This window comes from Dyadobacter sp. LHD-138 (genome assembly GCF_030929615.1).
In the GTDB taxonomy this organism is placed as follows: Bacteria; Bacteroidota; Bacteroidia; order Cytophagales; family Spirosomataceae; genus Dyadobacter.
In genome coordinates this window covers 281,368-294,321 of record NZ_JAVFVU010000003.1, presented here as the reverse complement: position 1 = coordinate 294,321, position 12,954 = coordinate 281,368, and the positions used below count along the sequence as shown (strand labels likewise).

10 protein-coding genes are annotated in these 12,954 nt (G+C 45.4%); 3 read left to right on the top strand and 7 right to left on the bottom strand.

Features of this window, described 5'->3' with window-relative positions; translation table 11 throughout:
- Positions 1 to 140: 140 nt before the first annotated feature.
- Positions 141 to 1,205 carry a substrate-binding domain-containing protein gene (locus tag RB622_RS02630; RefSeq protein ID WP_308044942.1) on the top strand — a complete coding sequence of 355 codons (1,065 nt, stop codon included), beginning with the start codon at positions 141 to 143 and terminating at the stop codon, positions 1,203 to 1,205.
- A gap of 39 nt (positions 1,206 to 1,244) precedes the next feature.
- Here RB622_RS02630 and RB622_RS02625 read toward each other — a convergent pair whose 3' ends face one another.
- Both RB622_RS02625 and RB622_RS02620 read right to left on the bottom strand, forming a co-directional pair.
- Positions 1,245 to 2,570, bottom strand: a complete 1,326-nt coding sequence (locus RB622_RS02625; protein ID WP_308044941.1) for a hypothetical protein — start codon at positions 2,568 to 2,570, stop codon at positions 1,245 to 1,247.
- 53 nt (positions 2,571 to 2,623) lie between these two features.
- Positions 2,624 to 3,976, bottom strand: coding sequence for a DegT/DnrJ/EryC1/StrS family aminotransferase (locus RB622_RS02620; protein ID WP_308044940.1), 1,353 nt, complete (start codon positions 3,974 to 3,976; stop codon positions 2,624 to 2,626).
- A 724-nt stretch (positions 3,977 to 4,700) separates the two neighbouring features.
- Here RB622_RS02620 and RB622_RS02615 point away from each other — a divergent pair.
- Complete coding sequence (locus RB622_RS02615) at positions 4,701 to 4,913, top strand: RagB/SusD family nutrient uptake outer membrane protein (protein ID WP_308044939.1); 213 nt, start codon at positions 4,701 to 4,703, stop codon at positions 4,911 to 4,913.
- Between the two features lie 38 nt (positions 4,914 to 4,951).
- A complete protein-coding gene (locus RB622_RS02610; protein ID WP_308044938.1) occupies positions 4,952 to 5,140 on the top strand; it encodes a hypothetical protein in 189 nt (62 codons plus the stop codon).
- A gap of 171 nt (positions 5,141 to 5,311) precedes the next feature.
- Here the strand turns inward: RB622_RS02610 and RB622_RS02605 are convergent, their stop codons facing one another.
- From RB622_RS02605 to RB622_RS02585, 5 genes are all read right to left on the bottom strand, one after another.
- Positions 5,312 to 6,088, bottom strand: a complete 777-nt coding sequence (locus RB622_RS02605; protein ID WP_308044937.1) for a glucosamine-6-phosphate deaminase — start codon at positions 6,086 to 6,088, stop codon at positions 5,312 to 5,314.
- A gap of 147 nt (positions 6,089 to 6,235) precedes the next feature.
- Entirely contained in the window at positions 6,236 to 7,558 is a 1,323-nt protein-coding gene (locus tag RB622_RS02600) for a sugar MFS transporter (protein WP_308044936.1), read from the bottom strand.
- Positions 7,559 to 7,613: 55 nt separating this feature from the next.
- On the bottom strand, positions 7,614 to 9,002 hold the full coding sequence (locus RB622_RS02595) for a Gfo/Idh/MocA family oxidoreductase (protein WP_308044935.1): 1,389 nt from the start codon (positions 9,000 to 9,002) through the stop codon (positions 7,614 to 7,616).
- Positions 9,003 to 9,031: 29 nt separating this feature from the next.
- Positions 9,032 to 11,371 carry an alpha/beta fold hydrolase gene (locus RB622_RS02590; protein WP_308044934.1) on the bottom strand — a complete coding sequence of 780 codons (2,340 nt, stop codon included), beginning with the start codon at positions 11,369 to 11,371 and terminating at the stop codon, positions 9,032 to 9,034.
- Between the two features lie 39 nt (positions 11,372 to 11,410).
- Entirely contained in the window at positions 11,411 to 12,931 is a 1,521-nt protein-coding gene (locus RB622_RS02585) for a RagB/SusD family nutrient uptake outer membrane protein (protein ID WP_308044933.1), read from the bottom strand.
- Positions 12,932 to 12,954: the final 23 nt, after the last annotated feature.

Below are 12,954 nucleotides of genomic sequence, written 5' to 3'. Positions count from 1 at the left end.
ATCTGGTGCTGAGGGCTTAGGTGGTCATTTTAAATTAAAAAAAGGTACTGAATAGTTTTACTGTGTAGGTTAACGATTCGCCAAATGACCGTTTTAAGTCATAATTTTTTAACTTGCATTCTATTTAGTTGCATTGAATAATGAGGAACAAAGAACGGGAAGAGTTGGTTGGCATTAAGGAGATTGCGAGACGCGCAAACGTATCCATAGGAACGGTAGACAGGGCGATCCATAATCGGCCCGGCGTGGCGAAGAAAACGAGGGAGCATGTTTTACAGATCGTCAGCGAACTCGACTACCAGCCTAATCTGCTGGCCCAGCGATTGGCTACCCGAAAAACCCTTCGCATTGCAACGCTTATCCCTATTGGTTCGGCGGAAACCAGTTTTTGGCAGGCTCCGCTGCAAGGGATTGAGCAGGCTCGCACTGAACTTAGTCAGCACGGCATTGTTATTGATCCTTATTTTTACGATCAGGATTCTATCGGTTCTTTTGTCGAAAAAACGGGCATTATCTTGCAAAGCGAACCGGATGGCATTCTGCTGGCACCCTCATTTATTGAAGAATCTGTCAGTTTTTCGCGCACTTGTAAACGGTTGAATATCCCTTATGTGCTGATTGACTCTGATTTGCCTAATAACGAAAGTCTCAATTACACGGGCCCTGACCTCTTTGACAGCGGCTATCTTAGCGCGCATTTAGCGAGTTATCTGGTTCAGCCAGAGGATAAAATCCTGATTGTCAATATTTCCAGGGAGATCGACGGTCATCACCATTTATTAAAAAAGGAAGATGGTTTCAGGACCTATTTTGACAAACAGCAGACCGCACCAGCAATAAGAAAAATCGATATCCGGAAAACTGATGTTGAATCCATTGATAATTGCCTTAGTGAGGAATTCCGTGATACGACGGGAATCAAGGTGGTTTTTGTAACGAATTCCCGCGTATCGACCGTTGCAAGATATTTGGAGAAAACAGAAAAAAAGGTTCTGCTGATCGGCTATGATTATATTGCTGAAAATCTGGCTTATCTGAAAAAAGGGATGATCGATTTTCTGATATGTCAGAAACCGGTAGAGCAGGCTTATCGGGGGATCATCGCCCTTTACCAGTATCTCGCTTACGGCATAGTACCTCCCCCAAAGGAGTTTATGCCAATCGACATTGTTACCCGTACCAATTTTCATGTCTACCGCAACTGAACGGCGCCTGCGGGAACCAATCACCGTTCCGGTAGCGGGTTATTGTTCTTTCACAAAAGGATTTGGGATACGGATCAGATCCTGGATCTCACTCCCTTCGTGCGCAAACCGGGCAAGACTATAAACCGCCCTGTCCTTGCTGATCGCAATGGCATTGACATAGGTGGGCCTCGATCCATCTGCATAGAAAACGGGACCGTGGTCCTGATAAGCACCGGTTGCAATGTGGTAGGTTATCAAATGCAGGTTCTCGAGTCCTTTCGCTGCACCTTTGGCAATCTCTGAAGCGCCCTTCACGCGCGCTCCGTTTTCATAAATGGGACCACCTGTCAGGTAGTAAATCGTTTCTTTGTCAGGACCAGGCTGAAAACCAAGATAGCCGTAGCTGAACTGGTCGAACATACCGCTTTTACGTGACGGAAGTGATGTAATCCGATCCAGGAGTGTAACTTCCTGTTTTTTAGTATCAAAACGGAAAAGATAACCTGAATTGCCATGAACGCCATAAGCCGCCGCTTCTCTTTCGTGCCAAAATATTTTACGCCAATTATAACCCATGGAGCCGGGTTTGGTGGGATCATATGTCCCAAAGTAATCGAGACGAAGGTCCACATTTGCAAGCGTTTCAAACGCTTGCATGCCAGGCTGATAACAACAGATATCGCCTTCCGCGGTGGAAAAGTAAACGGTGCCTGACCGAGGATCCACGAACATGGAACGACAAATAACCCGGTAATCGTAGCCCGGAATACCGCCTTCGCCTTTGCCGCAGGTTAGTCCCAGGTTTTTGAGCTGACCCGTTGCCAGATCGAGATCAAGCAGATAGCCGAGGGGCCAGGTGAGTGCGAAAATATGGCCGCGGTCCCCGTCGATGGTCATGGTCAGTATGCCCTCACCCTCAGGCGCAAGAGCCAGATCTTCAAATGTTCCTGTTGTAAGATCATAAGATAAAAAATGTCCACCAGGATAGCGTTCAAAACCGGATAATGGGTCGACTGGCAGGCGTTCCATACCGTCGATCATCTCATAAACCCCCAGATGTGTCCCGAAATATAATTTGCCAGCGTACTCATAAAACCGTACGTGACTTTTGCCTTGGGGAATGGCTTTGCGATTTTGTTCTCCGCAGATTTCTGTAAGGTCTGCCAGAAAAAATGTTTGATCAGTGATCGGATCGTATTGGTACATTTGCCCGCCTGTCTCGTAAGATTCCGAGCACAAAACGTAATAAATCTTTCCATCGCTCGCTGCGGTAATGGCATTATACGTATCATGCGCCAAGGGAAAGCCTGAATAATAGGGGGTTGCCGTCAGATGTTGTTGCGGCTCTGAAATTTCGGAAGCCGGGTTGGTTCGTGTTATCATTCAATATTTTATTTGCAAGAAATGAGCTCCATTTTATTTTGTAGGTGTTCCGTCTATTTTTTGCTGCGCGTTTTAATTTTTTCAGCGTTTTGATAGATCTTTTCAATGGCAGAGGCGATCCTTTCCATGTCATTGCGGGACGCCAGCAGCATGTTTTGAGTAAACCATACGGCTTCCTTGCATAACTGATCGTTTTGGGGGCAATGGTTGTGTTCTTTGTGAGAAGCCAGTAATTCCCTGGAATAGCTGTTTTGATATATCTTCGATTTGAAAGTTTCTGCCAGGAAGGGCTGCGTATTTAGTGTTGTATAACCGGAAGAACACGGAATGTCTTCAGCACGAAGCGCTTCCAGGAAGTCGGCGCGGGACAATCCTTTGAACTGCTGCGTGTCATAACGGAAAGGGAAGAGGTGAAATGCTGCCTTTGTCACGTGATCGTAAAGCCGGTAAGGCCGAATGCCGGGAATGTCTTTAATTTTGGATTTGAGGTAAGCTGCGTTTTCGTTTCGCAGTGTCGTTTGCGCATCCAGGCGTTGTAGTTGTGCCAGACCGATCGCCGCCTGGTATTCGGTCCAACGCAGCTTTGTGCCTTGCATGGTGCTGCCCGTGCTAACCGAGCCGACGGGAGTTCCGTATGGGTTCCCAAAGTTGGTATAGGAATAGCAGCGATCCATGAACGCGTTGTTATTACTTACGATCGCCCCGCCCTCGCCAACCGCCAGGTTTTTAGAGTTTTGGAAACTGAAACATCCGGCATCGCCAATGCTTCCTACCTTCTTGTTCTGATATTCGGCCAAATGTGCCTGGCAGGCGTCCTCGATCACAATCAGGTTATGTTTTTTTGCAATGGCCATGATCGGAGCCATGTCGGCTGGTAAGCCCAGGATATGGACGGGGATGATCGCTTTGGTACGCGGGGTTATTTTTGCTTCAATTTTCGCCGGATCGATCTGGAAGGTTTCCGGGTCGACATCAACAAACACAGGCAAGGCACCATTGCTTAATACGGCCGTTACCGTCGCGATAAAAGTGTAGGGCGGCACGATCACTTCGTCTCCTGCCTGTATATTGAATTGCGCGAGGGCAGTAACCAGCGCATTTGTACCATTTACAAGTGCCAGACAACGCTGAGTTCCCACGGCATTTGCCCATCGTTTCTCAAATTCAGTCACAGCTGTTGCCCGCGACCATATCCCGCTTCTGATAACCGATAGCAACTCTTTTTCGTCCGTTTCCGGATTCCATTGGGGCCATATCGGCCAGCTGCCTTTGTTCCAGGCAGGTTGCCCACCCAAAATGGCTGGCTGTGAGGCATGGTTCGCAATCAGGCTTAAAGGCAATCCCGATGCGAGCCCGGTAAGGGCGTTTCGTTTAATGAATTCCCGTCTGGTTAGCTGTTTTGTCATTTCGGTTATGAATTTAGGCGTTTCTTGTAGCGGTAATTTAGCGTATACTAACTTGAACGAATGCATTTAAAGGCGGAGAAAGATGTATACCTGCTTAGATTTATCGTGTACGTTAACAAAAGCAACAAAGAGCATATTTCTTTTAACTTTTTTAGATTTTTTTTTCGTACCCGTTTCTTAGGTAGTGAAAGCTATTAAGATATATTTTCTATAAAGTTTTTAATTTAGTATTAAATTTCTCTAAATCAGATATTTAATATTTTATTTTGCCAGCATACCCCATTTTTATAGAATCTAGTTCACTCCATTAGACATTCGCGTAAGGAATAGTGCCTGAGCAACAGGTGGGGGCAACAAGAAATGCTCGCAGTTTTTGCTTGAACGATTGATTCAAAAGTGAAAAAAAGTTAATATATTAATCAGTATAATATATTAACTTATGGCCTTAGTTTAGGTTTATTATTTCTTTTATTTCAAATTATTCAGAATAATATAAATATATATCTGGTTTATTTAAAATTTAATTTCTTTTTATATATTTGGCGTTAACGTACACGTTGTTTCGACTTGGCGTGTTATCGCCAAGTCGAAAAACAGTATTCAGGCAAGAAGTGAATTTGTTTTCCGGCAATACTGAATTTTACACTGCTTGTATGAAGGGTACGTAACCGATAGATGATAGGTGACTAGTAGTTTGTTATTTCATTTAACTGACCAATTTGCAATGGTTAAAAATGCCAATACGGTCATTAGTCGTATTGACAATATTACCTGGAAAAACGAGGCGGAGAAAAATCAGATCCTGGCAGAAGCACTGTGGCACCGTTCTTCCTGGTACTATCGGTTGATCGGCAATTACGGGGATCTTCCTTTTGTTCAGGAAGAGGTCAAAGGTGTTAAACTGGATTTTAAAACTCATTCACGCTGGCCATTTTAGATAAAATCCAGGCAGATATCGAGTTTGCAACGTAGTGGATGCCGGTAACAGACACCGCCGGAGTGCCTACCAAAGGTGCCGCGGATCATTTATTGACCAAAATCTATTTGGCTAATATGGAATTCGATAAGGCCGTTTCATTACCACAAACGCAGGGGAGGATCAATCAGAACAAGGGTTATGTGGGAGCAGATCGAAATGCGGTTCCGCTGGAGACAGTAGCATAAGCCTCACAATCAATGACGCTGTCTGGCAACTGTTGTTGTCAGGCAGCGTCATTTCAATTAAAATAGTCAAATATAAAACAGATTTTGTGACACAAATTTAACGGCTAGCTTTCCGATTGAATTATGTTTGTAAACCGTAGGCGTGATTGGAACCAAAAAATTACGTCGTGGTCAGGCTTTACTAAACGACGAAATTTCTCCCAATTTTCCTGAACTATCATTATCAATAAACAAAATGGTATTTGGATGTTTTCTTAAAATCGTCGAGGGAAAGGCTACTTCAATTTCCTCTTTCAAAGTATTATAAACTGCTTGTGCTTTATTCTCCCCCGGTACAATACAATAGGCAAAATTGGCTTTCAGTAAGGCTGGGATCGTGAGCGTAACTGCATCTTCGGGTACTTCATCCAGAGAATCGAAACATTTGTCGTTTACCTGCTGCTGGCGGCTCGCGATGTCAAGTGCCACTTTTTTTACCAGATTCCGGTCATTGAAATCGGCAACATGCGGATCGTTGAACGCAATATGACCGTTTTCTCCGATTCCCATACAAACGATGTCGGTTGGATATTCATTGAGTAACCCTTCGTAACGTTTACATTCCAGGTCTATGTCGGTAGCGTTACCGTCGATGTAGAAAATGGAATTTAACGGGATCTTATCAAACAATTTAACTTTTAGGAAATTGCCGAAATTTTGAGACGCATCAGCAGGCAAACCAACATATTCATCCATGTGGAAAGCATTGATCTGTTTCCAGGAGATACCTTTTTCCTCTGATAAAGCAGCCAGAAATTCGTTCTGAGAAGGAGCAGAGGCGAAAATGATATTGATGTATTCTTTTGTTTCCTGCATTTCACGGATTTTGTCAGCTACCATTTTCGCTGCGTTTTCACCCATTTCCTTTCTTGTTTCAAAAATTTCTATTTTCAAATTATCGACTTTCATTTTTTGTGTTGTTTTTGAATTTGTATTTAAATGATAACGTTGGTTTTTTTAGATTGAGATCTACGGTCTGAGGTTAACAAAACCTGGTGCTATATATCTCCCGATGCTTTGACAGTCGCACCGGGGAAATCCAGATTTCTTGCCGCATTAAAATCCCCATTTTCGTAGTTTATGTCCTTTTACAGCATAGAAGACTAGATATAGGTAACAGGGAAGTAATACCCAGTAGGCCTGGCGCAAATCGTAAACATCGGCGAAGTGACCATAAAAGAGCGGCATGATCGCGTTTCCGCAAAGCCCCATGATCATGATCGACGCACCCAGTTTGGTGAAGCGCCCGAGGTCGTCCAGTGCCAGTGGCCATATACCCGCCCAAACCAACGAATTGGCAAGACCAAGTAACACGACAAACCAGATTGAAACATCAGTTTCGTGTCCGATGAAGTTAAAATCCCCTTTTGCGAAAATAATAAGCAGAGTGAAAATGGTTCCGAGAACCGTGCAGATCCGGAGTGCATTAACCTGACTGATAAATTTTGGAATTAGGGTAATCCCAATCAGGTAACCACAAATGGTGCAGAACAGGGTGTAAGATGGAAATACTTTGGCTTCAAGTAAATCGATCCCCATTGAACCTGCATAACCAATAATGGTGTCAATCGCGATCACCTGTGTTCCTACGTGCAGGAAAATAGCGAGCGCGCCAAGTATCAGATGAGGAAATTGGAAAATACTGGTTTTGCCCGCATTGACCGTTGCCAGATTGTCATCTTCATGTTCTGTATCGATTTCAGGCAGGGGAGAGCGGTAAACGAGAATTCCGAGGATAAACAGGAAACACCCTAATCCAATATAGGGATTGATAACGCGGCGAATTAATTCATCCAGCGCAGCATTTCGCTGCATATCCGTCATGGAGCTGAGCTGGGTAAAAAGGTCCGTGTCCGTTGGTCTGAGAATTACCGCAGCAAAAACGATCGGAGATAAAATACCCGCCGCTTTGTTACAGATTCCCATGATACTGATCCGCTGGGCAGCACGGTTTTTAGGGCCTAGAATCGTGATGTATGGGTTGGCAGCCGTTTGCAGAATAGCAAGACCGATCCCTATCGTAAAAAGACCAAGTAAAAAGAGCTCATAGGTCCGTGACATCGCCGCCGGTACGAAGATAAATGCGCCCAGCGCCATTGCCCAGAAACCAAGCATCATTCCTTTTTTAAATCCGACGGCCCGGAGCAGATAGGAGGAAGGTACGGACATGACAAAGTAGGCAATGTAAAATGCGAAGGCTACCAGATAGGCCTGAAAACTGGTTAGTTCGCAGGCAATTTTAAAGTAGGGGATCAGAATGGAATTTACCCAGGAGACAAAGCCGAATATGAAAAACATTAATCCGATCAGGGAAATGGATAGCATCGTCTGGTGCTTTGTAAGGTTTTCAACCCTGACCGCTGTGGTTGCAATTTTCATTTAAAATGGGGGTTAAGATTTGGAAAATCCCGGACTGAGTCCGGGAGCAGTATTGTCAGACAGTTGGTTCCCAGCCTTTCTGATAATCACGTTTCCAAAGTTTTGCTGCTGCCTTGTTATTTTTGATATGACCATTTTTAGGGTCAATTTCAAGCATTCCGCCTGTGCGTACAGCGATGTTCCCAAGCTGACAGAGCAATGTACTTTGGTGACCGCCAACGATTTCCGCGTTGACTGCTGACCCGTTTTTAATACCGTCAAAAAAGTTCCGGATATGGATAGCATCCAGACCCTGCGAAGGATTCATTTTGTTTCTTGGGTCAATGACAAAATCATTTTTCACATGTTTTACCAACTTGTTATCCAGATCGTAAACCTTGTATTCATTTCCGCCATCGATCTGAAGAGAACCTTTTTCTCCATAAAACATCAGTCCGACACTGCTGCCTTCGATGGTGCGTCCATTGCAACTTCTGCCTTCCCAGGTCATGCCTGTGTTATTGGCGAAATTCCAGTTAATAACCTGTGTATCCGGCGTTTCCCAGTCGTCCTGAAAGCGGAACCGGCCTCCTGATGAGGTAACATGCGTCGGATATTCAACGCCCAGTCCCCAGCGCATCAGATCCACCATGTGCGTACCATTGTTCAATGCTTCTCCTGTTCCCCAGTTCCACATCCAGTGCCAGTTGTAATGCAGCAGATTGTCTTTGTACGCGGTGCGTGGTGCCGGACCCTGCCATAAATCGTAGTCCAGCCAGGCAGGAACGGCCGTTTCTTTTCCTACACCAATGGAAGCGCGGTTGTTGGTATACCATCCTTTTGCAAAATAGGTACGACCGATAATGCCATTCTGAATTTCCTTGATTGCAGCAGCAACATTTGGCCATGAACGGCGCTGGTTGCCCATTTGGATTACATTTTTGTATTTTTTTGCTGCTTCAATCAGTAATTCCCCTTCGTTAGGATTGTGACTGCATGGTTTTTCAAGATATACATGTTTTCCGGCCTTTGAAGCCAGAATGGCAGCCGGTGCGTGCCAGTGATCCGGTGCAGCGATAACGAGTGCATCCATATCCTTGTTTTCAAGTGCTTTCCTGAAATCCGGGGTGTTGACAGGTTTACTTTTCTGAATACCTTCAACCGTAGCTATACATTTTTGTGCAGCCCGGGAGTCCACATCGGAAATGGATACAACCTGACAATTCGGTTGCAAAGCGTAATTACTGGCCAATGCCAGCCCCCGGCTGTTAACACCCATTACGCCAACACGAACTTTTTCATTAGCTCCAACGATGTTTGCGTAGCTCTTGGGGCTAAAACCGGGAAGTATTCCTCCAAAGGACAGGAGTGCCGTGCCCGCGAGGGTTTTTTTGATAAAATCCCTGCGGGAATCGCTATTGTCGGTGGAGTCGCTTGTCGAAAGATTTTTATCGCTTGTCATCATGAGCATTTCGTTAAAGGTTGGATAAATGTCTATTTTGTTTTTGTTAAAATACTGGAAAAGAAACCGGATATCCGGGCGTACATAGGTTCGGTAATCCGGTTAATTTCTTTTGGATAATAAGCCTGTAAATTATTTGATTCTCCATGCAACCGGTAAATCTTACCTGCGTCAGAAAGTCCTTTTTTTATTGCTTCGGCATTGCTGTATCGATCCAGTTCGGGCGCAATGATTAATACGGGTCTGGGTGCGATGCAGGAGATCATTTCAGGATAGTCGACAGGGGTTTTCTCTGGCTTGTCAGCATACCATCCCAGCCTGGGGATGAGGCCATGCCAATGGGATAAGGTGCGGATGCTTTCGACTGTACTGTCAGCAGAACGTAAAGGCGAAAAGGCAGCAACGGTGGCTACACCTGCCACGCGTGTATCGGTGGTGGCGGTAAAAAGTGCAACCTGACCTCCAAGGGTATTTCCTAATAGAAATATTTTAGAGGAATCGATATCCTCAAAAGTTTGAAGCGCATCGATACAAGCTTTTGTATCACCTACCATTTTACCCATTTTAGACCAATCGGGAAAGCAGTCATAAAAGGATTGCGCTTCTTCCAGACGTGTTCCGAATCCAAACAGATCGAAGGCCAAAACAGCGAAACCCTGGTCAGTCAGCGACTGAAAAAGCCGTGCATTACCCTGTCTTTCTGCGCTGTATCCGTGTGCGAAACCATGTGCGTACGCATACTCATGAAGATATATGATGACAGGTATCTTTCCGTTGGCTTGTGTCCTTTTTTTGCCGGAAGCATCAACCGGGTAATAAATGGTCGCGCCCAAGTGATCACCAATGGCAGTGTATGGCCCAATATGTTCAGCTTTTGCTCCTTTGACAACGGGGCGTCCGGTAATTTTATCTATCCAGTCTACCCGGGAAGGGTCCGTAACAGCTACGGTATCCGGCTTTGCTCCTGAAGGTTGTTTTCCCAAAAGCCAGTTTACATTTTGCAGGATCTCTTTTTTTTGTCCCTGCCATTGTTCCTTTGTTTGGTCTGACTGAAGAAACACCGGTTTTCTGTCCGCAGCGCTGGCTTTTTCCGATTGATGATCTGATGCCCATTTGTCAAAATTGTAATCAAAATACAGCGTGGTTTGCCAGTTCAGATTTTTGAGGCCGAAACGAATGTCCAGAAAATCGATACACTTTTGTACATCCCGTGCAGCAACGGCGTGTTCGCCCATCCGTGGTGCCAGCGCAATGTTATCCGGTACTCCTAAAAATGAGAATACCTTTTTTGCCGAGTGATACGATTGTTCGCTGGCCCAGGGATTAAGCTGCTGTTCAACGGTAGAATATTGAAAGAGTATATTTCTCGGAGCAACAAGTGAGATAAGCAGATTTTGATCGACGGGCAATTTGTCTTCCCGCCCAAAGAAAAAGCGGAGCCGGGGATGAAACCAGTGTGCAGCGTTGGAGGTTATGTCATCCAGCGTCTGATTTACATACTGCGGATCGCTCATCCGCCAGGGGGTGATCCCCCCCGTGCCGCAGCTACTTGAAACAACGGCTGAAATACGATCATCGAAAGCACCCGCCCATAGCGCCTGTTTGCCATTACGGGAATGACCGGAAATAGCAATTTGCTTTGTATTAACCTCTTTTCTCGTGACCAGATAATCAATTACCCGCGAAGCTCCCCATGCGCGGCGCATCAGCGCTGTAAAATCATATTCAGGATAAATTGCCTGATAGGCCTGGGTATCATCTTTTGAATCGGCACCGGCATACACGCAGGCAATGTAACCGCGGCGAAGTGCGAGTTGCGCCCAGTTGCGGTGCGTCCATGGCGTCATGTAAACGGGAAATGGCCCGCTTCCCTCGGGAATCAGCAATTCAAAAGTCATTTTTGCCTGATAACCCGGGCCAAATGACAATGCTATGCGCTGGATTTTAGTCCCGTCCTCAACTTTATCAGAGAGGATTTTTACTTTGAAATCTTTTGGGGCAGGAGGCACGGTTCCCGAGACCCAGTGCTGAAATTGTTCTTTGATATATTCCCGCCGACTATTCCATTCCGCTTGTGTTTTAACCGGATATGATTTTCCTTTTTTTTGCATGATCAGCGGTTCAGGCAAAAAGGGGATGGATGGCATCTGATCAAAATCCGGAGGAAGTTCTCCGGTTCGCTGCTGCCATTCCATCCAGGTACTGTCCAATACCGTCACCCGGCGGCTAATCGGATGACGGTGGTCTTTTGACTGGTTAATTTTTAAAATTTCATCCAGATATTGCTTTCGCCGTTCCATGCCGGATTGTGCAGATGCAGCAAGGCAGCATAGCGTCAGCGGAAGCAATAAAAAATGGTTTAATTTAATCATGATAAGGGTTTAGCAAATCCTTCGATCAATTGATAATAATTAAAAGGTATAGTGCGGGTTTTGAACCAGCGCCTTATTCTTGTCCCAGGCTTCGCGTGGTATCGGGAACAAAATAGGGACTGTTGCAAGCCAGGGTTTTTTATCGATTTCAAGCGTAGCAGCATTCGGACGGTTTTCTTTTACAAAGGAAATAAATCGTCCGCGGCGGTTCAGATCCGAAAATGAGCCTGCCGGTTCCCAGATAAATTCCATACGTCTCTCATAAAAAATAGCATCCAGCACTGCATCTTTTGCCAGGCCTGATGGTTTGGGAGTTAGGCCTGCCCGGGTTCTGATTCTGTTGACCTGTTTCATGGCTTCTTCTGGTTTGCCGGTTTCGTTAAGCGCCTCGGCATAGTTTAAAAGTACTTCTGCAAACCGAAGCACGGGCGTGTTCACACCCGCATTGGTAAGCGCCGGTGCTTCCCAGTATTTGGTTACGATAAAACCTGTTTTGGACCAACCCGCAGGTACACTCGCCGGCATTACAAATGCTTTAATATCCTGGTGTGCTTCTCCCGGACCGATAATGACATCCCAATAACGGCTGTCCTTAATTTTCCCAGCGGCGTCTTTTTCAAAAGAATCAACCCAGTGTTTTTGGGGAACGAAATTACTCCACGCAGCACTTCCGGTATAAACAGACGGAGCCCCCCGAGGTGCAGTCCTTTTTACAAGGTTGTTGCCTTCTGCATCAACAGATGTCCGGAATTGGGTGGAGAACAGGATCTCTTTGTTATTCTCGTTTGTTTCCCTGAAAACGTCCCGGAATTTTGGCAAAAGATCGTGTACGTTTGCAGCAATAATTTCTTCACTGTATTTTACTGCATCAGTATATTTTGCCTGCCATAATGCCGCTTTCACCAGATAACCCAATGCCGCTGTTTTTGTAACACGTCCGATATTTGCACCTGTCCATGTTGCCGGTAAAACTGCAGCCGCTTCTTTCATATCGGCTTCGATGAGCGCCCAAACCTCAGACGCGGGAGCCCGTGAAATTTCCAGATTGGAGGAGGCATTCAGTTCTTCAGTAATCAACGGGACGCCGCCCCAATAATTTACCAGACGGAAATAAAATAAACTTCTCAGAAATTTGGCTTGTGCAATAATACTGGCTTTTGCAGTCGCACCGATTTTTTCCATCTTGGAAACTCTGCCAATCACCGTATTGGCCCGTCCGATTCCCTGATATGCACCCTGATAGACATCCCTTAAGATGGTGTTGTTGGCGGGAAGACTCAGGGAGTGCAGTTCAATACGGTTTGCACTCCCGTCCATTTCATACATATCTCCTGCCATAGCCCACTCAATATCAGCCGCATCGCGCACGTTGCTGAAAGTTTCCTCACGCTGTAAAATAGCGTATATGCCTGTTAGTGATGCCTGGGCATCGGATTCTGTTACAAAGAAATTAGCATCAGTGAGTATATCCTGAGGTTTCAGAGTCAGGAAACTGTCGCCGCAGGAGACCATTGCCAGTGAGGCAACGAATATGCCGATATGTTTTATGTATTTTTTCATCTTGATATACGAATGAAAGGTGA